This is a genomic window from Chromobacterium sp. FG22 (assembly GCF_057809415.1).
This window is the reverse complement of sequence record NZ_JBMDJX010000016.1, coordinates 67401-89853: the sequence shown is the minus strand read 5'-3', so window position 1 is coordinate 89853 and position 22453 is coordinate 67401. Positions and strand designations below refer to the sequence as shown.

At 67.3% G+C, this 22453-nt stretch carries 18 protein-coding genes; 9 read left to right on the top strand and 9 right to left on the bottom strand.

Annotated elements, in window-relative coordinates; translation table 11 throughout:
* Nucleotides 1-21: 21 nt before the first annotated feature.
* Nucleotides 22-1605 carry a GMC family oxidoreductase gene (locus ACODSD_RS16205; protein ID WP_488877822.1) on the top strand — a complete coding sequence of 528 codons (1584 nt, stop codon included), beginning with the start codon at nt 22-24 and terminating at the stop codon, nt 1603-1605.
* A gap of 108 nt (nt 1606-1713) precedes the next feature.
* Here the strand turns inward: ACODSD_RS16205 and ACODSD_RS16200 are convergent, their stop codons facing one another.
* From ACODSD_RS16200 to ACODSD_RS16180, 5 genes are all read right to left on the bottom strand, one after another.
* Entirely contained in the window at nt 1714-2766 is a 1053-nt protein-coding gene (locus ACODSD_RS16200) for a DMT family transporter (RefSeq protein WP_488877821.1), read from the bottom strand.
* A 141-nt stretch (nt 2767-2907) separates the two neighbouring features.
* On the bottom strand, nt 2908-3801 hold the full coding sequence (locus tag ACODSD_RS16195) for a SphA family protein (protein WP_488877820.1): 894 nt from the start codon (nt 3799-3801) through the stop codon (nt 2908-2910).
* Between the two features lie 62 nt (nt 3802-3863).
* Nucleotides 3864-5087 carry an MFS transporter gene (locus ACODSD_RS16190; RefSeq protein ID WP_107798690.1) on the bottom strand — a complete coding sequence of 408 codons (1224 nt, stop codon included), beginning with the start codon at nt 5085-5087 and terminating at the stop codon, nt 3864-3866.
* Nucleotides 5088-5250: 163 nt separating this feature from the next.
* Nucleotides 5251-6228, bottom strand: coding sequence for a helix-turn-helix domain-containing protein (locus ACODSD_RS16185; RefSeq protein ID WP_107798689.1), 978 nt, complete (start codon nt 6226-6228; stop codon nt 5251-5253).
* 155 nt (nt 6229-6383) lie between these two features.
* On the bottom strand, nt 6384-7370 hold the full coding sequence (locus tag ACODSD_RS16180) for a LacI family DNA-binding transcriptional regulator (RefSeq protein ID WP_488877819.1): 987 nt from the start codon (nt 7368-7370) through the stop codon (nt 6384-6386).
* A gap of 311 nt (nt 7371-7681) precedes the next feature.
* On the opposite strand from ACODSD_RS16180, the gene ptsP reads away from it, so the two are divergent.
* The 3 genes from ptsP (at nt 7682) to ACODSD_RS16165 (ending at nt 12895) form a co-directional block, all read left to right on the top strand.
* Nucleotides 7682-10198: a phosphoenolpyruvate--protein phosphotransferase gene (ptsP, locus tag ACODSD_RS16175; protein ID WP_488877818.1), complete on the top strand. Its 2517-nt coding sequence runs from the start codon at nt 7682-7684 to the stop codon at nt 10196-10198.
* Nucleotides 10195-11142 carry a 1-phosphofructokinase gene (gene pfkB / locus ACODSD_RS16170; RefSeq protein WP_488877817.1) on the top strand — a complete coding sequence of 316 codons (948 nt, stop codon included), beginning with the start codon at nt 10195-10197 and terminating at the stop codon, nt 11140-11142. The genes ptsP and pfkB overlap by 4 nt, the downstream gene beginning before the upstream one ends.
* 73 nt (nt 11143-11215) lie before the next feature.
* Nucleotides 11216-12895: a PTS fructose transporter subunit IIC gene (locus ACODSD_RS16165; RefSeq protein ID WP_253315517.1), complete on the top strand. Its 1680-nt coding sequence runs from the start codon at nt 11216-11218 to the stop codon at nt 12893-12895.
* Between the two features lie 255 nt (nt 12896-13150).
* Here the strand turns inward: ACODSD_RS16165 and ACODSD_RS16160 are convergent, their stop codons facing one another.
* On the bottom strand, nt 13151-14419 hold the full coding sequence (locus tag ACODSD_RS16160; RefSeq protein ID WP_253315516.1) for a hypothetical protein: 1269 nt from the start codon (nt 14417-14419) through the stop codon (nt 13151-13153).
* Between the two features lie 170 nt (nt 14420-14589).
* Here ACODSD_RS16160 and ACODSD_RS16155 point away from each other — a divergent pair, with 170 nt between their 5' ends.
* Nucleotides 14590-15315: a substrate-binding periplasmic protein gene (locus tag ACODSD_RS16155; protein WP_227107714.1), complete on the top strand. Its 726-nt coding sequence runs from the start codon at nt 14590-14592 to the stop codon at nt 15313-15315.
* Between the two features lie 73 nt (nt 15316-15388).
* On the opposite strand, the gene ACODSD_RS16150 is transcribed toward ACODSD_RS16155, so the two are convergent.
* From ACODSD_RS16150 to ACODSD_RS16140, 3 genes are all read right to left on the bottom strand, one after another.
* Complete coding sequence (locus tag ACODSD_RS16150) at nt 15389-16231, bottom strand: hypothetical protein (protein WP_488877816.1); 843 nt, start codon at nt 16229-16231, stop codon at nt 15389-15391.
* Nucleotides 16232-16265: 34 nt separating this feature from the next.
* Entirely contained in the window at nt 16266-17408 is a 1143-nt protein-coding gene (locus ACODSD_RS16145; protein ID WP_107798681.1) for a hypothetical protein, read from the bottom strand.
* Between the two features lie 298 nt (nt 17409-17706).
* A complete protein-coding gene (locus tag ACODSD_RS16140; RefSeq protein ID WP_253315515.1) occupies nt 17707-18264 on the bottom strand; it encodes a GNAT family N-acetyltransferase in 558 nt (185 codons plus the stop codon).
* Nucleotides 18265-18409: 145 nt separating this feature from the next.
* Between ACODSD_RS16140 and ACODSD_RS16135 the strand changes: the two genes are divergently transcribed.
* From ACODSD_RS16135 to ACODSD_RS16120, 4 genes are all read left to right on the top strand, one after another.
* On the top strand, nt 18410-19453 hold the full coding sequence (locus ACODSD_RS16135; RefSeq protein WP_486635449.1) for a Tle-like phospholipase domain-containing protein: 1044 nt from the start codon (nt 18410-18412) through the stop codon (nt 19451-19453).
* Nucleotides 19454-19798: 345 nt separating this feature from the next.
* On the top strand, nt 19799-20215 hold the full coding sequence (locus tag ACODSD_RS16130; RefSeq protein ID WP_107798678.1) for a hypothetical protein: 417 nt from the start codon (nt 19799-19801) through the stop codon (nt 20213-20215).
* Nucleotides 20216-20472: 257 nt separating this feature from the next.
* Nucleotides 20473-21447, top strand: coding sequence for an ABC transporter substrate-binding protein (locus tag ACODSD_RS16125; protein ID WP_488877815.1), 975 nt, complete (start codon nt 20473-20475; stop codon nt 21445-21447).
* A gap of 18 nt (nt 21448-21465) precedes the next feature.
* Nucleotides 21466-22296, top strand: a complete 831-nt coding sequence (locus ACODSD_RS16120) for an ABC transporter permease (RefSeq protein WP_227107708.1) — start codon at nt 21466-21468, stop codon at nt 22294-22296.
* Nucleotides 22297-22453 lie beyond the last annotated feature (157 nt).

The window sequence follows — 22453 nt, the reverse complement described above, 5'->3', positions numbered from 1 at the left end:
CGCGACAACAAGGGAGACGCCATGCGCGACTACGACTACATCCTGATCGGAGCCGGCTCCGCCGGCTGCGTGCTGACCCACAGGCTGATCCAGGCCGGCAAGCACGTGCTGCTGCTGGAAGACGGCCCGCCGGACGACAACCCCTACATCCGCATGCCGGCCGCCTTCATCAAGGTGCTGGGCAGCGAACGCACCGTCACCTACCGCAGCGAACCGCAGCCGGAAGCCGCCGGCAGACGCATCTTCGTCCCGCAGGGCCGCACCCTGGGCGGCGGCAGCTCGGTCAACGCCATGGTCTATATCCGCGGCCAGGCCGCCGACTACGACGACTGGGCCGCTCTGGGCTGCGCGGGCTGGGAATGGTCGCAAGTGCTGCCCGCCTTCAAGAAGGCGGAAAGCCATATGCGCTTGTCCGAGCCCTACCACGGCGTGGACGGGCCGCTGAAAGTCAGCGACGCCCGCTACCGCCATCCGCTGAGCCTGGCCTTCGTCCAGGGCGCGCAGGAAGCCGGCCTGGCCTACAACGACGACTTCAACGGCCGCGAACAGGCCGGCGTCGGCTTCTACCACACCACCACCTTCGACGGACAGCGCGGCAGCACCGCCGCCACCTATCTGGCCGCGGTCCGCCAAGACCCCAAGCTGGACCTGCGCACCGGCTGCTATGTGCAAAAAATCGGGTTCGACGGCGGCCGCGCCTGTCAGGTGGAATGGCGCGACGCCGGCGGCGTCCAGCGCGCGCGCGCCGCGGCGGAAATCGTGCTCTGCGCCGGCGCGCTGTCCAGCCCCAAGCTGCTGATGCTGTCCGGCATCGGCCCGGCGGCGCAGCTGCGCGAACACGGCGTCGCCGTGCTGCGCGACGCGCCGCAAGTGGGCGCCAACTACCAGGACCATCTGGAAGTGTCGGTCTACGGCCGCGCCCGCGCGCCCATCAGCCTGCTGGGCCAGGACCGCGGCCTGGCCGCGCTGCGCCACGGCCTGCAATGGCAGCTGTTCCGCACCGGCTTGCTGAGCTCCAACGTGGTGGAGTCCGGCGCTTTCGTCGACACCGGCGGCGGCGGCCGGCCGGACATCCAGTTCCACGTACTGCCCACCCTGGTGGGCGACGTCGACCGCGAGCCCTTGCCCGGCCACGGCATTTCCATCAATCCCTGCCTGCTGCGTCCCAAGTCGCGCGGCAGCGTCGCGCTGGCCTCCGCCGACCCGGCCGCGCCGCTGCGCTTCGACAGCGGCGCCCTGCGCGAGGCCGAGGACCTCGCCGGCCTGCTGCGCGGCGTCAAGCTGGCGCGCCGCGTCCTGCGGGCGCCGTCCATGCGCCGGCTGATCGCCGAAGAACTGCTGCCCTCGCCGGCCGAAGACGCCGACGACGCGCTGCTGGAACAACACATCCGCCAGTTCGCCAAGACCGTCTACCACCCGGCCGGCACCTGCCGCATGGGCGCCGACGCCGACGCGGTGGTGGACCCGAGGCTGCGCGTCAAGGGCGTGGCCGGCCTGCGCGTCTGCGACGCCTCGGTGATGCCCGCCATCGTCTCCGGCAACACCAACGCGCCGGTGGTGATGATCGCCGAGCGCTGCGCGGAATTCATGCTCAGCGGCCAGTAAGCGCCGCCCCCCTGCGTTTCAAGATCCTGCGACGGCGGGGATGGAAACATCCAAGCCGCGCAAGATGCGGCCCGCCATGGCCGCGGCGTCAAAACCCGCGGCGAAGGGTTAATCCGCTCCGGCGCGGCTTGCCTTCAAATGAAATTCCGTGATCAGCATGCCCAGAATAATCAGCCCGGCCCCCAGTAAATTCAGAGGCGACAAGCGGTCGCCGGCCAGGAAATAAGCAAAAACACCGCCAAACAGCGGTTCCAGCACAATGATCAATGCGATTCGATTGGGCGAAGAGGCCACTTGGGCCCGGGTCTGCACATAAAAACCGACTGCCGTTCCCAATAGGGCGATGATAAGAATCGCCGTCATCGTCTCGCTTCGAAAGGGAAGCGAGAACTCATTCAAAGCCAATGACTGCAGCAAGGACAAGCCCCCCACGACCGCGACCTGGACAAAGGCGATGTTCAATACCCGCGCTGTTTTGCTGACCTTGGACAAAACAACAATGTGCAAAGCGAAGGAAGCCGCACAAAGCACAACCAGCATATCTCCCCAATGCATGGCCAGATTTTTCAAGGTCAGCAAAGCAAGCCCAATCGTCGCCGTGGCTGCGCCGAATAGCTGACGTTTTTCCGGGCGCACCTTTAACAGCCAATAAGCAAACAGCGGAGTAAAGACAACGGCCAAGCCCGTAATGAAACTGGCATTGGAAGCGGTGGTGTAAGCCAAGCCCTTGGTTTGAAAAAAGAAGGCCAGATATAGCGCGACGCCAGCGGCGACGCCTCCGAAAACATCCTGCCGCGAGAATCGACTCCCTTTGACCCGCACCACGATCCACATCGCCAGCGCGGCGATGAGAAACCGGTAGGCGTTAAACGCCGAGTCGCTTAGATCGTTCAGCGCATCGTGAATAGCGACAAAGGACCACCCCCATAAGGCGGTGACTAAAATCAGCGCGATTTCCCATCCCTGTCTGTGATGGCGTGGCTCAAGCTTACTCATGGATTTTCTTTCCAACTCAGCGACAAGCTGCGGGGAGATGCGCAATAAGCGATCAACTTGCCCGCCATGACGAATTTGGGACCGCCAGGCCTGCAGCGGGCAGCGGTCATCCGGACTGCGTCGCGGAATGGGAAGCGCACTGGATTGCACAAGAATTCCAATCATGCGGCATCTCGATGACGGCGCGGTGAAGAAAGAAGAAGCAAGAGAGGAAAATGAAGACGAGCGCGCGCGGGAGCGCGGCTCCGCCAAGAAAAAAGCCGGACGCAAGCGCCCGGCCGTGTTTGCAAGCCCCATGTCCGCCCGTTACAGCGGCAGCACCAGCTTGGCCCAGACTGCGCTGCCCTCGGGCCGGTTGCGCACATCGAACTCCTTCAACCACCTCAATTCCAGACCGGCCTTGTCGAACTGGTAACGCAGCGCCGGACCGATGGCGAAAGCCTGGCCGCGAAAACCGTTGCCCGCCACCGCCCGGCCGTACTGGACATCGTCCGTGGTCTGCTTGATGAAGTAGCCGTTCAAGCCCAGCCTCCAGGCCGGGCCGGCCGCGTAGCTCAGCGAGTAATCGAAGTGGAACAGCTGGCCGGATTGGTAATCGGTATCGCGGTTCTTGCCGTTGAAGGTGTAGCTGATCTTGGACGACAGCTCCCAGCCGGACGCCGGCAGATAGGAAAAGGCGAATACCGGACGCAGCGAGTAATGATGGGCCCCCAGGTTCAACATCCGATTGCGATCGTAGTCGCCGGTGGGCAGCACGATGTCGGCCGCCAGCGCCGTATGCAGCGGCCCGGCGTCGCCCCAGGCCAGCACCGGCCCCAACACCGCGTCGCCCAGGCCGCTGCGGCTTTCATGCGCGCCGCCGGCGTCCAGGCTCAAGCTGGGCAGCGGCGCCAGCGCGAAACCGCCCAAGCGCCCGCCCCACAGCGTCCGGTCCGACATATACAGCAGCCGCGGCACCAGCACGTCGGCGCTCAGCTTGAAACCCGGCGCAGCGGAACGGCCGGCGTCGTCGTTGAAGCGGTCCGCCTGGTAATGGGTGTAATAGAACACGCCGTACCAGCCGGCCGGCGGCAGCGCGCCGGCGAGAAAACCCTCGGCGCCGGCGCCTATGGTGTCCGCGCCGGACTGGGTGGCCTGAGCCGTCGCGCAGGCCAGCGCCGCCGACAGCCCGGCCAGCGCCTTGATCAAGGTCTTGTGCATGATGATCTCCGTCAGGGAGTGCGGCGTCCCGGCGCAGCGGGACGCGCAATGAGAATGGCGGCTCAGGTCGGCGCCCGGTCGGCTTCCAGCGCGGCCCCGCCCGGCTTCAGCCGCAGCGGCGCGGTTTCGCGCAGGCCCAAGGACAGCAAGGCCGGCAGCAGCGCGCCGGCCATGGCGATCCACATCACGATGGACAGGCCGTAGCGGTCCGCGGCGAAGCCGGCCACCGTGGGCGCGACAAAACCGCCCGCCAGTTCGCCCACCCCCATGATCATGCCCAGCGCGGTGGCGATGCGCCGCGGCGACACCGTCTCCGCCGGAATCGTGGCCATGAACAGGGTGAAGCAGCCCAGGCCGGTGTAAGTGAGGAAGACCAGCGGCAACAGCCAGACCATGCGGTCCACGTTCAGCAACACCAGCGGGCAGCAGGCGGCGATCAGGGAAAACGCCACCATGGCCGGCTTGCGGCCGATGCGGTCCGAAATCGCCGGCACCAGCCCGCCCCACGCCACCCAGGCGAAGCCCAGGCTGCTCATCACCGCCCCCATCGCCTGCGGGCTCATGCCCTTGACCTGGATCAGAAAGGTGGGCGTGAAGGAAATCAGGATGATGAACCAGGTGATGTAGCTGCAGGCGATCAACACGCACAGCAGGATGTTGCGCTCGGCCAGCAACGAAGCGAAACCGCCGCCGCGGCCGGCCGGCGCCGGCGCGGGCGCCGGCTCGCGCACATGCCGCCACACCAGCCAGGCGATCAGCAGGCCGGGCAGGCAGGACAGATAGAAGGCCGCGCGCCAGCCGTAGGCCTCGGCCAGCGCCACCAGCAGCGGCGGCCCCAGCACCGCGCCCAGCAAGCCCGGCGCGGAGCCGTTGACGATGCCCATATTGAAACCGCGCCGCGCCGGCGTGGACCCCGCCGCCAGCAAGGACTGGGAAATGGGCAGCACCGGTCCTTCCGCCACGCCCATCAGCGCGCGGAACAGCAGCAAGGACAGAAAACCGGCCACCAGGCCGGAAGCGGCGGAAAACAGCGAAAACGCCAGCACCGCCGCCACCAGCATCGGCTTCTTCGCGCCGCGCCGGTCCGACCATGCGCCCAGGCCCAGGCCGGACAGCGACCAGGTCAGCGCCAGCGCCGACGCCAGCATGCCCAGATGCGCGGGGCTCAAACGCAGTTCCGCCGCCATGAAGGGAAACAGGAAGGACAGCGCCAACCGGTCGAAAAACACGAAACCGAAGCTCAGCGCCAGGATGGCCAACAATTTGTTTTCATAGGAGAGGCGCATGGCGGGCCTCTCTTTCGCCAGCGGCGCGCGCGCGGCCGCCCGGCGGCGAACCGCCCATTCGTGTGTGCATGATGGTGTCTCCTCTTTATTAGTTGGGCGTCCGCCGCGCCAGAAAGCGCTGCGGACCCGTCCACTCTAACGATGGGGAGAACGCGAAATTTGCCTAATGAGGACAGTCTTGTTGTCTGGGAAGGACGCGCGCGGCCAGGGCCTCGGCTCGGGTATGACTCGGCGTTTCGCCGTAACGGCGTTTATAGCTGCGACAGAAATGGGCGATATGGTTGAAGCCCCAGCGGAAAGCCAGCTCGCTCACCGATAAATGGCGCAAGGCCGGATCGGCCAGGTCCACGCGGCAGCGTTCCAGCCGGCGGCCCCACAGGTGGCGCGTCACCGACTCGCCCTCCTGCTCGAAGATGCGGGCCAGCTGACGCGCGGACACGCCCACCGCGCGGCTGATGCGCTCGCAATCCAGATCGTCCTCGGCCAGATGCCGCTCGATATAAGCCTTGGCCCGCCACAGGCTGCACAAGGTAGAACGGGAGGCCGGCAGGCCCAGGCGCGCGCTCCACAAGGAATGCAGCCATTCCAGCAACTGGCTGGCCAGATGCCGCCGCGCGGCCTCGCCGCCGCTGAGCAGGCGATGGGCGGCCAAGGCGTCCATGCCGGCGGCGCGCTCGATGCGCACCAGGCCGCGCTCGTTCCACACCCCCACCTGCTCCTGGAACAAGGACCGCGGAATGTCCAGCACCGCCATCGCCATATCGGCCGGAAAGCCGTGGCCGTAAGGGCGGGCGGTATCGTACAGCACCACATCGCCCGGGCCGTGGCGGGCGCACTCCACGCCCTGATGGCTGAAGCCCTGCCCCTGCAGCATCAAACAGGCGAAGATGGAGTCCCGGCCGTCCCGGCTCAGGCTATGTCCGCTGCGCGTCACCGCGTGCTGGTTGGCCCGTATCGTGGCCATGCGCAGCAGGCCGAAATCCTGCCAGTCCAGCGAAGCCTCCAGCCGCTCTTCCGGACGGCGGTCGCACTCCACCCGGACCAAGAGGCGGTCCACCTCGCTCAGCCAGAAATCCAGCTTGTCGCCGTCCGCCGCCTGGCGTGTGGAAAGATGAATGTCCCCGGCGTAACGCGTGTCCATGGCGGGCCTCCTCCTGACGGCCGCCCGGCTGGGCGGCGATGGCTGAAACGGCATCGGCAAATCATGGCACAATATTTAATACATTAAAAATCAAAACCGCGGCCGCCTTCCGCGCCGGACCAGGGGCTGTCTCGCCGCCGCCACAAGCGCGGCGGCTAGCCCTCGGCCAGGCTGGAGCCCCGCACCACCAAACGACCGGTCAGCACCACCTTGCGCGTGGGCCGCTGCGGCTGTTCCAGCCGTTCCAGCAGCATCGCCATCGCCGCGCGGCCGATCTCGTCCACCGGCTGCTCGATCACCGTCAGCCCCGGACCGGCCAGCTCGGTCCAGCTGTCGTTGTCGAAACCGGCCAGCGCCAGCTGGCGCGGCAAGGCCAGGCCCAGCGCGCGCACCGCGCGCATCGCCCCCAGCAGCAGCAGGCCGTTGCTGATCACCAGCGCCTGCGGCGCCTCCGCCTCCGTCAGCCAGGCGGACACCGCCTGCTGCGCCGCCTCGGCCGTGGGCGCGACGAAGCGCGCCGGCGCGGCCAGCCCGGCCGCCGCCAGCGCCGCGGCGAAGCCGGCGTGCCGCTCCGCGCCGGTGCTGCTGGTATTGCCGAACAACCCGCCGATGCGGTCATGGCCCTGCTCGCGCAGATGGCCGACCAACAGGCCGGCGGCGGCGGCGTTGTCCAAGACCACCGCGTCGGCCGCGCCGCCGGGCGCGGCCCGGTCGATCAAGACCACCGGAAACCCCAGCGCCTCCGCGTCCAGCGTCTCCGCCGTGGCGCGGGTGGCGGCGAAGATCACTCCGGTGACGCGCTCCTCCTGCATCAGCCTGAGGTACATCGCCTCCTTGTCCGGGTTCTCGTCGGTATTGCACAGAATCACCCGCATGCCGGCCTGGTAGGCCACATCCTCCACCGCGCGGCTGACCGCGGTGAAGAAGGGATTGCGGATGTCGGACACGATCAGGCCTATGGTGTCGCTGTGCCGCGAGCGCAAGCGCCGCGCGGACAAATTGGGCCGATAACCGGTGGCGGCGATGGCCGCCTCCACCTTGGCCTTCAGCGCCGTGCTCACCGGGCCCTTGGCCAGGGCCCGCGATACGGTGGCCACCGACACGCCGGCCGCCAGCGCCACATCCTTGATGCTGACCGTCATATGAAATCGTTTTCTCTTACCAAGATAGAAACTGGGTTTACGCAAGCATACCCTTAAAGCGTAATTTTACAACACTGTCGCTTGAGACGGCGCAAAGATGTAGCGGCGAAACTACGACTGTATTGACAGAAAAAATGTAATCGTTTTCAATCCACTCAGCGCGTGAACGGCGCCGCCCCTCCGCAATGACAGCTGGCGGACGCGGGCCGATCCGCTATACCGAGCCTGTCCCAAGCCGCGCCGCTTGCGCGTCGGGCCGTGAACGGGTTCCCGGAACCGCGCAGCCAATTGAACCGACAGAAGAGACCGCCATGCACGACACCGGATCGCCCTCCTCCCTGATCCAGCCCGAACTGATCCGGCTGGGCTGTCAGCCCGCCGACAAAGAGGCGGCCATCCGCCTGGCCGGACAATTGCTGGCCGACGCCGGCTGCATAGACCCGGCCTACATCGACAGCCTGCTGCGGCGCGAAGCGGTGGCCAACACCTTCCTGGGCAACGGCCTGGCCATTCCGCACGGCATGGTGGAAGACCGTCAGCTGATCCTCCGCACCGGCATCGCCATCGTGCAGATCCCGGACGGCCTGGAATGGAATCCCGGCCAGCGCACCCGGCTGCTGTTCGCCATCGCCGCCCAATCCGACGAACACATCACCCTGCTGCGCCGGCTGACCCGGCTGCTGCAGGACGAGGCCAGGCTCGAGCAATTGTTCACCGCCGCAGAGCCGGCCCGGATGCTGGCCCTGCTGGAAGAAGACGCGCCGCCCGCCGCCGTCGACGCCGCGGCCGATCTGGCCGAGCGCGCGCAATGGATAGTCGACTACCCCAACGGCCTGCACGCGCGCCCGGCCGCCCAATGGGTGGAAGCCGCGCGCCGCCACGCCGCCCAGCTGCAAGTGCGCCACGGCCAGGACGCCGCCGACGCCAAGAACCTGATCAGCCTGCTGCAACTGGGCCTGCGCCACGGCGACACCGTCACCGTGTCCGCCCAGGGGCCGGACGCCGCCGCCGCTTTGTCCGGCTTGCTGGCCGCGATGCGCGACGCCTCGGCCCAGGAACAGACCGACGCCGCGCTCGCCGCGCAAAAAGCGCAGCTGCTGGCCGCGCAACAGGGCTGGACCCCGCCCGGCCACCCGCTGTCCATCGCCGGCATCGCCGCCAGCCCCGGCCTCGCCATCGGCGTGGTGCGCGTGCTGCACGCCGGCCAGCTCAAAGTGCCGGACCGCCCGGTGGCGCTGGGCGAAGGCGGCGACCGCCTGCACGCGGCGCTGAGCGCCACCCGCGCCGAACTGAACGAACTGGCCGCGGCCACCGCCAGCCGGCTGGGCAAGGCCGAGGCCGGCATTTTCCACGCCCAGGCGGAACTGCTGTCCGACACCGATCTGATCACCCTGGCCTGCCAGCTGATGGTGGGCGGCCACGGCGTGGAATGGGCCTGGCACCAGGCGGTGGAGCGCATGGCGGAACGGCTGGCCGCGCTGGGCAACCCGCTGCTGGCGGCGCGCGCCGCCGACCTGCGCGACGTGGGCCGCCGCGTGCTGCGCCAGCTGGACCCGGCGCTGAACAGCGCCACGCTGGCCGACATCGACGGCGACGACTGCATCCTGCTGGCCGCCGACCTCACCCCGTCCGACACCGCCACCCTGGACACCGGCCGCATCCGCGCGCTGGCCACCGCCCAGGGCGGCCCCACCTCGCACACCGCCATCCTGGCGCGCACCCTGGGCCTGCCGGCGCTGGTGGCCGGCGGCCCGGCGCTGCTGGACATCGCCGACGGCACCCCGGCCATTCTGGACGGCCTGGGCGGCCGGCTCTATCTGAACCCCGGCGAGCAAGACCTGGCCTCCGCCCGCGACTGGCTGCAGGCCCAGCAGCGCACCCAGCAGCAGCAGGCAGAGCAGCGGCAGCGCCCGGCGGTGACGCCGGACGGCCACCGCGTGGAAATCGCCGCCAACATCAACCGTCCGGACCAGGTGGCCGCCGCGCTGGACGCCGGCGCCGAAGGCGTGGGCCTGATGCGCACCGAATTCCTGTTCCTGGAACGCGAGCAGGCGCCGAGCGAGGACGAACAGTTCCACACCTACAGCGCCATGCTGGACGCGCTGGACGGCCGGCCGCTGATCGTGCGCGCGCTGGACATAGGCGGCGACAAACAGGTGGACTATCTGAAGCTGCCGGCCGAAGAAAACCCCTTCCTCGGCATGCGCGGCTCGCGTCTGCTGCTGCGCCGCCGCGATCTGCTGGAACCCCAGCTGCGCGCGCTCTACCGCGCCGCCCGCGGCGGCCAGCCGCTGTCCATCATGTTCCCGATGATCACCTCGCTGAAGGAAATCACCCGGCTCAAGGGATGGTGCGAAGGCATACGCCGCGAGCTGGACGCCCCGGCGGTGCCGCTGGGCATCATGGTGGAAGTGCCGGCCGCGGCCATGCTGGCCGATCAACTGGCCGAATACGTGGACTTCTTCTCCATCGGCACCAACGACCTCACCCAATACACGCTGGCGATGGACCGGCAGCACCCGGAACTGGCGGCCGAAGCCGACAGCCTGCACCCCGCGGTGCTGCGGCTGATCCAGCACACCGTGGCCGGCGCCTCCCGCCATCAGCGCTGGGTGGGCGTGTGCGGCGGCATCGCCGGCGATCCCTTCGGCGCCGCGCTGCTGACCGGCCTGGGCGTGGCCGAGCTGTCGATGAGCCCGCGCGACGTGGCCTCGGTCAAGGCCAAGCTGTGCGCCAACGGCCACGACCGGCTGCGCGAGCTGGCGCAGCAAGCGCTGGCCTGCGACAGCGCCGACGAAGTGCGCATGCTGGCGCGGGAGCTGACATGAGCGCGCGCGTCCACACCGTCACCCTCAATCCGGCGCTGGACCAGACCATCGCCCTGGCCCGGCTGACGCCCGGCGCGGTCAACCTGGCGCAAAGCGCCAGCAGCAACGCCGGCGGCAAGGGCGTCAACGTGGCCAGCTGCCTGGCGGACTGGGGCGCGCCGGTAAGCGTCTGCGGCCTGCTGGGCCGCAACAACAGCGAAGCCTTCGAACAGTTGTTCCTGGACAAGCGCATCGCCGACCACATGCTGCGCCTGCCCGGCGACACCCGGGTCAACATCAAGCTGGCCGACCTCTCCAGCGGCGACACCACCGACATCAATCTGCCCGGCATCGCCGCCGGCGAAGCGCAGCTGGAACAAGTGGGCGCCGAACTGGCCGCCCGGCTGCGCCCCGGCGACATCGTGGCCTTGTGCGGCAGCCTGCCGCCCGGCCTGCCCGCCAACAGCTATCTGCGGCTGTGCCGGCTGCTGCGGCCGCTGGGCGCGCGGCTGCTGCTGGACAGCAGCGGCGAGGCGCTGAGCCAGACGCTGGACGGCGACGCGCCGCCGCATTGCGTCAAGCCCAACCGCCACGAACTGGAGCACTGGGCCGGCCGCGCCCTGCCCGACACCGCCGCGGTGCTGGACGGCGCGCGCGGGCTGCTGCAACGCGGCGTGGAACAAGTGGTGGTGTCGCTGGGCGCGGACGGCGCGCTGTTCGCCGGCCGCGACCACGCGCTGCTGGCCGCCTTGCCCGCGCAACAACCGCTCAGCACCGTGGGCGCCGGCGACGCGCTGGTGGCCGGCCTCGCCGCCGCGCGGCTGGACGGACTGGACCGCGAGGCCGAAGCCCGGCTGGCGGTGGCCTTTGCCGCCGCCAAGCTGGCGCGCGTCGGCCCGCACCTGCCGCCGCCGGAACAAGTGCGCGCGCTGGCGGCGCAAGTCCGGCTGCGAAACCTGGGCTAAGCGCCCGTTAGCGACGCGGCATCAGGGGGCTTCGCCTGCGGCTCCAAACTAAAAACACAAGGGAAACAACGCCATGAACCTACTTGCCATCATCGCCTCCGGCGAACGCAGCACCCAGGGCCGACTGGCCGCGGAAGCGCTGCGCCAGGCCGCCCAAGGGCTCGGGCATTCTCTCAGCCTGGAACTGGACGGCGCGCCGCCGCTGGACGCGGCCGAAATCGCCGCCGCCCAGGCCGCGCTCCTGATCGGCCCCGCCGCCGATCCGCGCCTGGACGGCCTGCCCTCGCTCCGCCTGAGCCTGGACCAGGCCCTGGCCGATCCGGCCGACGCCGTCCGCCGGGCTGCGGCCCTGAGCGCCCCGCAAACCGAAGCGCTGCGCATCGTCGCCGTCACCTCCTGCCCCACCGGCATCGCCCACACCTTCATGGCGGCGGAAGGCCTGAGCCAGGCCGCCCAGGCGCTGGGCCACGCCATCCGCGTGGAAACCCAGGGCTCGGTGGGCGCGCAGAGCGCGCTCAGCGCCGGCGAGATCGCCGAAGCCGATCTGGTGCTGATCGCCGCCGACACCCAGGTGGAGCTGAGCCGCTTCCACGGCAAGCGTCTGTTCCAGAGCGGCACCAAGGCCGCCATCAACGACGGCCGGGCGCTGCTGCGCCGCGCCATCGCCGAGGCCGCGCCCCACCGGCCGGACGCCGCCGGCGCCGCGCCGGAAAAACCGGCCAGCGAGCGCAGCGGCCCGTACAAGCACCTGATGACCGGCGTTTCCTTCATGCTGCCCTTCGTCACCGCCGGCGGCATCATGATCGCGCTGGCTTTCGCGCTGGGCGGCATCTACGCCTTCGACGACGCCAACAAGGGCACCCTGGCCTGGGCGCTGTTCCAGATCGGCGCCAAATCCGCCTTCGCGCTGATGGTGCCCATCCTCGCCGGCTATATCGCCTACTCCATCGCCAACCGTCCCGGCATCGCGCCCGGCATGGTGGGCGGCATGCTGGCCGCCAGCCTGGGCTCCGGCTTTCTCGGCGGCATCATCGCCGGCTTCATCGCCGGCTACGGCACCGACTGGCTGAACCGCAAGATCCAGCTGGGTCGCAATCTGGACGGCCTCAAGCCCGTGCTCATCCTGCCGGTGCTGGGCTCGCTGCTGGTGGGCCTCTTGATGATCTACGTGATCGGCGGCCCGGTGGCCGCCCTGCTGGGCATGCTGACCGAGGCGCTGAAGAGCTTGCAAGGCAGCAGCGCGCTGGTCCTGGGCGCCATCATCGGCGCGATGATGGCCTTCGACATGGGCGGCCCGGTCAACAAGGCCGCCTACGCCTTCTCCACCGGCCTGATCGCCAGCCAGGTCTATACGCCGATGGCCGCGGCCATGGCCGCCGGCATGACGCCGCCGCTGGGCATCGCGCTGGCCACCAAGCTGTTCGCCGATCGCTTCAGCGCCGACGAGCGCGAGGCCGGCAAGGCCGCCGGCGTGTTGGGCCTGGCCTTCATCAGCGAAGGCGCCATCCCCTTCGCCGCGCGCGATCCGCTGCGGGTGATCCCCGCGCTGATGCTGGGTTCCGCCGTGGCCGGCGCCATCTCCATGCTGGCCGGCGTGGAGCTGAAAGTGCCGCACGGCGGCGTCTTCGTGCTGCCCATCCCCAACGCCGTCAGCCACCTGGGCCTCTATCTGCTGGCCTTGCTGGCCGGCACCGCCGTCACCGCGATCGCGCTGCGCGCGCTGAAAAAGCCCGCCCAGCCCGCCGCGGCCTGAGCCCGCCGGCGCCCAAGCAAGCGAAAGCCCCTCCCGGCCATAGCCGGGAGGGGCTTTTCCACGCGGGTTTCAGCGCCGTGGCGCCGACGCGCGGCGAACCGTGAAAATCCTCAGCGCCTGTTCCACGTCTCGCGAGCATGCGCGAGACAAGGCCTTGCGGCTGAAGAAGCGGAATGGCCATACGGCACATGAGCATTCTGAAGTCGTACTCGCCGGGCGACTTTTCACGAAGCGCAGCAGACTTCGAACAGGTTCTCAGAGACGCAAACCCACCCCCAACTGCGGACGCGCCAGCCCGGCCAAGACCATCTGCACCGAGGCCGAGGCGCGCTCAAACGCCTGATCGATGCGCCGCTCGTCCTCCGGCCCCGCCATCTGCAAATCCGCCTTCAACATCTTGCCGATGCCGGACAAGGTCTCCGTCACCTCCGCGCCGCGGGCGTTGAAACGCTCCAGCAGCTTATGCAAGGGGTAATGTTTCTTGGCCACCGCCGAATCCTTGCCGGCCAGATAGTTGCGGCCCACCGTCTCCGCCAGCGAGCAGCCTTCGCGGTTGAACAGGTAATCGATGTCGTTGAAGCGCTCCGCCTCGAACGACTCGCCGAACTTGGCGCGGCCAAAGTCGATCGCCTTCAGGAACACCGCTCCGTCCTCCTTGCGTTCGTGCACCAGCAGGTTCTGCATGTGCAGATCGCGGTGGGACAGCTGATGGCAGTAGAAGGTCCTGGTCATGTCCACCAATTGCGCCGCCACGCTGCGGGCCTGATCCAGCGACAGCAGAGGCAGGCCGACATCCAGTTCGCGGCTGACGATGACCGCCGGGTCGTACTGCTCGACCCGGGCGTAGGCGAACTTGTCGCTGACGCCCGGCGGCGCGGCGATCTGCTGCTGGGTGGAGAGATAAGCCCGCAGCGCCGGACGCGACTCGGCGTACGCCTCCAGCTGGCCTTCGCGGACGAAATCCGCCCGGCCCACCCCGTCCCGCGCCTGCAAGACCCCGGTATCGGCGTGAAAGCGCTTGTGCACCCCGCCGGAAGCAAAATCGCCGTCCAGCAGATACATCAGCCCCGGCGAGACGTCCATCCGGTAATCCGCCAGCGACGCCGCCTGCGCCTGAGCCTGCTCGGCGCCCAGCGGCGCGCCCAGGCGCGCCAGCACCACTTCACGCCCCTCCTGCGACAGTCGCTCCGTTTTCAGCGGCTGGCCGTTGATGCAGTAACTGATCTTGCCGCCGCCCTGTTCCGGCGCCACCGCGACCGTGAACAAGTTCCGGTTGCTGGGCGTGGCCAGTTGCGCCAAGCGATTGAAAATATCGAAGGAGCGCGCCGGCGACGGGCTGTCCACCAGCTTGAACAGGGTGTTCAGCGCATCCTGTTTTTTCTCGGCGCGGAACACATCCTTGAACTTGTCCCACAAGCTCATATGCGTGGCCGTCTGCCGATCGCCACTCATCATGCGGGCCACCCGCTCGTTGCTCAGGGAAAACGCCGGACCGCCGGCGCTGAAACTAATGGAAGAAGACATCGCGGCTTACCCCGTCAATGATAGTGCGAACCGACCGCGCCCCGCCCAGGGGGCGCCCCTGACGGCCATTCTCGGCAAGGCCGCCGCGGGACGCTTGCAAAAACCGCCCGGCTTGCCGCCCCGCCCCGCTCCGGCTATACCAACGGAAGGCGGCGACGACGGGGGCAACCATGAGGCGTGTGTTGAGCATGCTGTTGTTTTGCGGGGCGGCCTGGGCGGCCCAGCCGGAGACCTGGCGCATCGCCGGCGACATCCAGTTCGCGCCCTATAGCTACCAGAACGACGCCGGCGCCAAACCCCAGGGCCTGGACGTGGACATTGTCCAGGCGGTGATGGCGGAAGCCAGAATCCCCTATCAGTTGCACCTCTATCCCTGGGAACGCGTCAAGCAGATGCTGGGCAACGGCGATGTGGACATGGCTTTTCAGTTCGCCGGCACCGCCGAGCGGCGCGGCCAGTACGAACTGGCCGGCCCGATACGCACCGGCCGCACCGTGTTCATGGTCTTGAAGCAGCACGGCCTGCAAAACTGGAGCACCCTGGCCGACCTGGCCCCGCTGACCATAGGCCAGGTTCACGGCTACGCCTATGAATCCGCCTTCGACAGGGCCCAGCTCAAGCGCGACGCCAGCGCCACCAATCCCGAACAGCTGCTGCTGATGCTGCTGGCCGGCCGCATCGACCTGATCGTCGGCGACCGCGGCCAGCTGCTCTACTACGCCCGCCAGCTGCGCGCCTTGCCCAATGTGCGCATCCTGCCCAAACCGCTGGTGGAAATGCCGCGCTTCGTCGCCTTCGCCAAGGGCGACAGCCGCGCCGTCCAATTCAACGCCGCGCTGGCCCGGCTGCAGCAAAGCGGAAAACTGCAAACGATTTACAACCACTGGCAGCAATGAGCGGCCGCCCTTGGACGCAAAAAAGCCCGGCCGCCTTCTGAGGAAGGCGCGCCGGGCCGGTCCCCGCCCGCGGCTACAAGCAGCCGGCGGTGCCGCCGCCCACGTTCAGCCTGGCCGCCGCGTTGCCGCGCAGCGACATCACGTTCTCCTTCAAGGACTGCAGCCGACGTCCGTTGAATTCATGCGCCAACTCGCGCGCCGCGCTGTTTTCCGCCTCCTCCGCCGCCTTGGGCAGATAAGAGATCTTGATGTCGGACACGTAGTCGGTCTGATTGGCCAACTGTTGGCGGATCACATTGTCGCAAGACGCGCACGGCGCTTGCGAGATATAGCCGACCATGCGTCCGCCGCGCGGCACCGCGCCGTCCAGGATGTCCTTCTCAAAGGTTTTCAAGGCCTTCAGCTCCGCGTCCGTCGCCTGCTTGTCTATGATGGCGGACAGCTTGCCATTGGGCACGTTCACATTGGTGGCGGCCTTTTCCACGCTGCTCTGACGCAGATAGCCGGGATAGGCCTTATGGCCCGGGGAATTGGCCTCGTACAGCAAATCCGCGGTGTCCTGGCCGGACATCGCGTTGTACACGCGGGTGCCGCCCGGATAGTTGTACTCGAAACGGGCCACCGTGGCTCCGCGCCACTTGGTCTCCAGCTTCTTCAGCTTGGACGAGGACGGCGGATTGGCCTTGGCCGCGCCGCTGACGCCGTTGACGTGAAACTCCATCGCGTTGACCAGTTCGCCGGGCACCAGGCTGTTCTTGTCGGTCACCTTGCTGATGTCCACCGTCGCGCCCGCCAGCGCCGCGGCGGACAAGGCCAGCATCAGAACGGCCGCCGCCGCCCTGCGCGCTTGCTTGAAGGCCAGCATCAGAACGGCCGCCGCCGCCCTGCGCGCTTGCTTGAATGTACGCATAGTCATCTTCAATCCTGTTCGCATTGCTTGATCGCCAAGCTCAAATCCGGCAGAAGCGGCTGAGATAGCCGGACTCTGTGGCCGCCACTTCCTCTTCGGTCAAGGCCGCTTCGGCCCCCAATTCGGACGCCTCCAAAGTGGAGAAGAACTCCATCGCCGCCATGCCCTCCATCAGCAGCGCGATCGGCAGCAAGAGCTTGGCCAGCCGTTGGAAACCGCTGCTTTCCTGTTCGGAGGGCGGATGCGGCTTCATTTGCTGCTGATAGAGCTTGCGATACCAGTCGCTCAGCTTCTGGTCGGTCATATTGGCGTAGCACAGCTTGCCGCTGCTCTCCGGGTAGAGGTTCTTGCCGTCCTTGGCGCAGGGGAAGTCGAACAGATAGCCCTTGCGGTCCTGATAGGCCGCGGCCAGGCGCGCCACGCGGAACTGCGCGGCCGGCTGGAACTGGCCACTCTTGAAGCCGGACGAATTGAAACGGGTGCGCCGCACCTCGTTGTGCAGCAGGTTCATCAGATAGTGCTTGTCGTATTCGGACAGGCTGTTCACGCCGGTGGTGGCGCTGCTCAGATAGCGGTCCAGCACCTCCTTGCGGATGCCGTTCTGCAACTGCTTGGCCGCCGGCACTTTCTGCGTCGCGTCGCGCAGCAATTGCGCCGCCACCGCAAACTTGGCGGCGATGGTGCTGTAACCGTAGCCGAACACGTCCAGGCTCTTGTAGAAGATGTCGCCGTCCACCCCGGCCTTGAAGGCATTGGCCAACACCAGCTTGTCCTCATCCTGGCGATAGCCGGCGCGGCGGCGGTTCAGATCCACGTCCGCGCCCGGCAAGGCCTTGTTCAGACCCGCCTCGCTGGCGAACAATTTGACCGAATCGTCCATGCTCAGATTGACGCGGTGGTAGCGGTTGAAATCGCTGAGCGCGTTATTCCACTCAATGGAATTGATGATGGGCGGCTGGAGATTGAGATCGGAGTAGGCCGAGCCCGGCGTTTTCAGGAAGTCCTTGGCGATCTTGTCGCCGCCGAGATCGCCCTGGCTGCGGTTCTTGGTCTTGTAATACAGCACCGACTTCAACAGGGTGTCGGGCACAAAGGTTTCGGCCATCGCCGGCGGCGTCAGCAGCAGGCCGGCGGCTGCCAGGCCGCTTAGCCAGCGCGAACGCCGAGTAAAGCTTTGGGTCATCACGGACTCCAATGGAGGTTAGAAACAGGAGGGAGGCATGGGTCGCTTTCAGGTCTGTTCAAAATCCGCCGCGGCGAGCGCCGCTTTGGAACAGGCTCATGGACGATGAGGCGCGGATCGGGCTGCCACCCGTTCACGCCAATAAATAAGCGTAATATAAAATTCTAATAGACTAGAGCCTAAACTCAGGGTTCCACCTGAAATTGCAAAAATCGCTCATCGCGCATAAAAGCAGCCTATCCGGCATGCCGCGGGCAATAAAAAAGCCGCCTGACGGCGGCGGTTCTCCCTCCCGGCTTCAAGCCTCGGGCGGCGCCGCGGCCCACTCCGCCGCCGACAACAGATACAGGCAATGCCGCCGCAGCGGATGCCCGGGCGCCAGGGCCGGATGATCGAAATCCCGTCCGGCGTTGCGCATGCCCAGCCGCTGCATCAGCCGCTGCGACGGCAGATTGGGCAAGGCGGTGAAAGACACGATTTCGTCCAGGCCCAAGGTCTCGAAACCGAAGGCCAGCGCCCGACGCGCGGCCTCGGAGGCGTAGCCCCGGCCCCAGGATGCGCGCCGCAGCCGCCAGCCCGCCTCCACGCAGGGCATGCACGGCAATTCCGCGCGCGGCACCGCCAGGCCGACGAAACCGAGGAAGTCCCCGGACGCTTTCTCCTCCAGCGCCCATAGCCCCCAGCCGCGCGTCGCGATCAAGCCGCGCTGGCGTTCCATGCCTTCCGCGCTGTCCTCGGCGCTCAGCAGCGCCGGAAAATAACGCATCACCTCCGGATCCCGCCCCATGGCGACGAAGGGCGCCAGATCTTCGTCCCGCCATTGGCGCAGCCATAAACGCTCCGTCTCCATCTCCATCGCTTCCCCTTCCCGTTCACCGCGGATTCATCCCGAATCCGTCATTATCACGGAACCGTAACCGCCGGCTGAGTAAAATCTGCAAGGCAAGCCGTCCGCGTCCCTTTAGCATGCGGCGATCAACCTTCTCACGCGTCTGCCCATCATGCTCATTCAAGCTTCCCGCGCCGCCGCGCCCCAAACCACGGCAGCGGACGAACCCGCCCGCTCCCACGCCGCCGCCAGTCCGATATCGGCGCGGCTCAGCCAGACGGCCAACCGCGCGGACGCCCCCGCCCCGACGCGGACCGCGCCGCGCGCCAATCCGCTGGACGGCCTCTGCGCGCCGCAGCCGCTGGAGCGGCTCAACCCCGAGCCGGCCCGGCAAAGACTCAAGGACAGCGCCCTGCTCGCCAACTTCCCCTATAGCCGGGATCTGGACAGCCTGCGCGCCACCCAATGGAGCCCGGACGCGGAACTGGCGCGGCTGCTGGCCAAGGGCAGCAAACTGGAGTTTCAGCCCCAGCAGGCGCGCCTGATGGACCCGGAAAGCGGCCTGGTGGCCTATGTGTTCCGCAACAAGGCCGAGGGGGACATCCGCCTGGTCTTCGGCGGCACCACCAGCGGCCGCGGCGTGGGCGGCCTCGCCCAGCGCAATCTGAAAAACCTGGCCAGCGTGGCGCGGCAGTGGCGCGCCAACATCGGCAACGCCGCCTTTGGCGGCCGCCCCGCCTGCTACGCCCAGGCCGCCCAGCTCACCCGCAAGCTGCAAAGCCTGGCCGCCGGCCTGCCGCTGATGCGCAGCGGCGAGCCCGGCTACACCGTCAGCACCGGCGGCCACTCGCTGGGCGGCGGCATGGCCGCCTACGCGGCGATGCAGCTGTCCACCCCGCAGCGCCCCGTTCACGCCGAGTGCTTCAGCAGCGCCCAGTTCGGCCGCGGCCTGCAAAACGAACTGCTGGCGCGGCACGGCAACGATCTGGATCAGGCGCGCGCGGCCGCGGCCCATATCCGTCATTACTGCGTCCAGGGCGATCTGGTGCCGGCGCTGGACGGGCTGTTGCCGGTGCGCCACGTCGGCCAGCTCTATCTGCTGCCGGCCAACCGCCAGGCCGACGACAGCCGCCTGGGCCGCCATGACAAATTCCTGGATCATGTGCAAGACTTCGTCGCCAGCGCCTGGCAGGGACAATCCCGGTTTTACGCCTAGAAGACCCGGCCGCCGCCCGGTCCCGGGCCGGGCGGCTCAATCAGCGGCCCAGGCGCCGATGCCGCCTTGACCCCCTCATCTCCGCTAGGCACAATCGCAAACGCGCCGCCCCAAACCGGCAGCGCCCAGATTGGAGTCTGGCCCCGCCGCCTCGGCCCAAGCGCCGCAACCGCTTGGTCCGTGCCCTTGCACCCTTCAGCCATACCTAAAACGGGCAGGCCGTGGTGGGAGGGTGCTCGCACCCGCCGGACCGTGGCGCCGGAACTCCAATCCTGCCATGCGCCTGCCATGAGCCTGCGGCTGCCCGTCGCCCCATCGGCAGCCTGAATCAACAGGAGTGCGCGCATGTCCGTCAAATACCCGATTCGCCGCCATTACCGCCCCAATCTCAAACCCGTTTCCTATCAGGAACTGCCCTTCGCCGCGCGCTTGCCGGACCATCCTCAAGTCCATTGCTGGCAAGTGCCGCCGGCCGACGATTATCGCCAGGCCTATTTGCTGGGACGCGAATACGCCGGCCATTTCATCCAGTACCTGCAGGACAATCCCGACGTCCCGAAACGCGCCTTGCTGGCGCGCATCGCCGCCGATGTCGATTTCTCGGTGCAAGGCCCCGAGCAAGGCTATTGGGCCGGCTTCTTCGCCTTGGTCGAACAGGTGCTGATCTTCCCCATCGACATCTTCGGCTACATCGACCGCATCAAGCTCCGGGAGGACGCCTTACGCCAGCAGACGGCAAAACGCTTGGCCGATACTGAATAAGTGCAGCTATTGCGCCGCCGACGACTGAGCCGCTTTTGGCACAGCCGCCGGCGGCGCTGGCTGAATCCGGCCACGCGCTCCCGACGCAAGCCATGAAAATCAACGACTTAACGGTTAAATAAGCTGGCACGCGCTTTGCCTAATAAGAACCACCTCACGGCCTCGCCCCGCGTCGCCGCGTCGTTTAAATGCAAACGTCGTATAAATAGAAGGTTGCCGCGCTCCGCCCGGCCCCATACCCGCAAAGGAGAAACACCATGCAACGCATCCGCACCTGGCTCTGTCTCGCCGCCCTGGGCGGCGGCCTTTCGCTGCCCGCTCTCGCCGCCGACGTGGTCCGCCTGGGCAATCTCAAGTTCGCCCACTACGGCGCCATCAGCTATATGAAGGAGATTGCGCCCAAATACGATCTGAAGATCGAGGAGCGCATGTTCGCCAAAGGCATAGACATCATGCCGGCCATCGTCGCCGGCGAAGTGGATATCGCCGCCAGCGCGGCGGACGCGGCGGTGGCCGGCCGCGCCGGCGGCGCGCCCATCTTCGCGGTGGCCGGCTTCGCCAAGGGCGGCGCGCGCATCGTGGCCGCCAAGGACAGCGGCATCAAGAGCGTCAAGGATTTGAAGGGCAAGAAAGTGGGCGTGGCGCGCGGCGGCGCGCAGGAGCTGCTGCTGGTGGCGGAGCTGGCCAAATACAAGCTCAGTTGGTCCGACAAACCGGGCAAGGACGTGCAGGTGATCTACATGCCCTTCGCCGATCTGAACCAGGCCTTGATGGGCAAGCAGATAGACGCGATGAGCCAGTCCGAGCCGCAGTCGTCCCAGGCCATCAATAAAGGCTTCGGCGTGGAAGTGCTGAAACCCTACGACACCCCGCTGGGCGAGCCCATCCGCACCCTGGTGATGACGGAGAAAATGTACAAGGAACGCCGCGGCGTGGCGGAACGCTTGATCAAATGCTTTGTGGAGGCCACCAACACCTTCATCAAGAACCCCAAGCTGGCGGAAAAATACGTGCGCGAGAATATGTTCAAGAACCAGATCAGCGCCGACGATTTCCAGGACGCGATCTCCAACTCCCCGTACAGCTACGATCTGAGCGTGGCCCATATCCAGACCACCACCGACATGATGCAGCAGTACGGCATCGGCAAGATGGCCAAGCCGCCCAAGGCGGCGGACTGGGTGAAGCTGGACTTGCTGAGCAAGGCCAAGCAGGACCTCAAGGTTAATTGACGGCGGCGGGAGCGAATCATGCAGCAGACTGTGTTTTCCCGGCTGGGCCAGGCCTGGTCCAGCCTGGCGGTGCCCATCGCCATCGTGCTGATCTGGCAGGCCAGTTCCAGCCTGGGCTGGATCAATCCGCAAATCCTGCCCTCGCCGCTGGCGGTATTGCAAAAGTGGCTGGCTTACTGGCAGCCGCTGGAAGCCTACGATCCGGCCTCCGGCGGCTATCTCGCCTGGCTGCTGTCCGGCGAGCTGGTCCACGACGTGGCGGCCAGCCTGTGGCGGGTGGTGCTGGGCTTTGCGCTGGGCGGCGGCCTGGGCTTGCTGCTGGGGCTGTTCATGGGCGTCAGCGACCCGGTGTACCGGGCCTTCAATCCCTTGATCCAGTTCCTGCGGCCGATCCCGCCCATCGCCTGGACCCCGCTGTCCATCCTGTGGTTCGGCCTGGGCAATCCGCCGGCGGTGTTCCTCATCACCATAGGCGCTTTCTTCCCCATCCTGATGAACACCATTTCCGGCGTGCGCAATGTGGACGGCATCTATATCCGCGCCGCGCGCAACCTGGGCGCCAGCCGCGCCACCCTGTTCCGCCGGGTGATCCTGCCGGCGGCCACGCCCTTCATCTTCACCGGCGCGCGGGTGGGCATGGGCACCGCCTTCATCGTGGTGATCGTGGCGGAGATGATCGCGGTGAACAGCGGCGTCGGCTACCGCATCATGGAGGCGCGCGAGTATTTCTGGACCGACAAGGTCATCGCCGGCATGGTCACCATCGGCATTCTCGGCCTGTTGATCGACATGCTGATGCAGGGGCTGAACAACCGCCTGCTGAAATGGCATCGCGGCATCGACCAGTAAAAACCCGCTCAATGTCCGCTGCGCGTTGTGGGGCCTCGCAAGGTAAGCGCCGCTTAGAAATGCTCATGTACCACGCGTACATTCCGCTTTCTCGGCAGTTGTCGCCTTGTCTCGCCCTAGCGCGCGGAACATTGAACAGGCTCTGATCACAATGCGC

Coding starts and splice junctions, on each gene's coding strand:
- ACODSD_RS16145 (WP_107798681.1), bottom strand. CDS start 17,408: ATGACCCAAAGCTTTACTCGGCGTTCGCGCTGGCTAAGCGGCCTGGCA.
- ACODSD_RS16150 (WP_488877816.1), bottom strand. CDS start 16,231: ATGACTATGCGTACATTCAAGCAAGCGCGCAGGGCGGCGGCGGCCGTT.
- ACODSD_RS16155 (WP_227107714.1), top strand. CDS start 14,590: ATGAGGCGTGTGTTGAGCATGCTGTTGTTTTGCGGGGCGGCCTGGGCG.
- ACODSD_RS16120 (WP_227107708.1), top strand. CDS start 21,466: ATGCAGCAGACTGTGTTTTCCCGGCTGGGCCAGGCCTGGTCCAGCCTG.
- ptsP (WP_488877818.1), top strand. CDS start 7,682: ATGCACGACACCGGATCGCCCTCCTCCCTGATCCAGCCCGAACTGATC.
- ACODSD_RS16190 (WP_107798690.1), bottom strand. CDS start 5,087: ATGCGCCTCTCCTATGAAAACAAATTGTTGGCCATCCTGGCGCTGAGC.
- ACODSD_RS16135 (WP_486635449.1), top strand. CDS start 18,410: ATGCTCATTCAAGCTTCCCGCGCCGCCGCGCCCCAAACCACGGCAGCG.
- ACODSD_RS16180 (WP_488877819.1), bottom strand. CDS start 7,370: ATGACGGTCAGCATCAAGGATGTGGCGCTGGCGGCCGGCGTGTCGGTG.
- pfkB (WP_488877817.1), top strand. CDS start 10,195: ATGAGCGCGCGCGTCCACACCGTCACCCTCAATCCGGCGCTGGACCAG.
- ACODSD_RS16200 (WP_488877821.1), bottom strand. CDS start 2,766: ATGATTGGAATTCTTGTGCAATCCAGTGCGCTTCCCATTCCGCGACGC.
- ACODSD_RS16130 (WP_107798678.1), top strand. CDS start 19,799: ATGTCCGTCAAATACCCGATTCGCCGCCATTACCGCCCCAATCTCAAA.
- ACODSD_RS16165 (WP_253315517.1), top strand. CDS start 11,216: ATGAACCTACTTGCCATCATCGCCTCCGGCGAACGCAGCACCCAGGGC.
- ACODSD_RS16205 (WP_488877822.1), top strand. CDS start 22: ATGCGCGACTACGACTACATCCTGATCGGAGCCGGCTCCGCCGGCTGC.
- ACODSD_RS16160 (WP_253315516.1), bottom strand. CDS start 14,419: ATGTCTTCTTCCATTAGTTTCAGCGCCGGCGGTCCGGCGTTTTCCCTG.
- ACODSD_RS16195 (WP_488877820.1), bottom strand. CDS start 3,801: ATGCACAAGACCTTGATCAAGGCGCTGGCCGGGCTGTCGGCGGCGCTG.
- ACODSD_RS16140 (WP_253315515.1), bottom strand. CDS start 18,264: ATGGAGATGGAGACGGAGCGTTTATGGCTGCGCCAATGGCGGGACGAA.
- ACODSD_RS16185 (WP_107798689.1), bottom strand. CDS start 6,228: ATGGACACGCGTTACGCCGGGGACATTCATCTTTCCACACGCCAGGCG.
- ACODSD_RS16125 (WP_488877815.1), top strand. CDS start 20,473: ATGCAACGCATCCGCACCTGGCTCTGTCTCGCCGCCCTGGGCGGCGGC.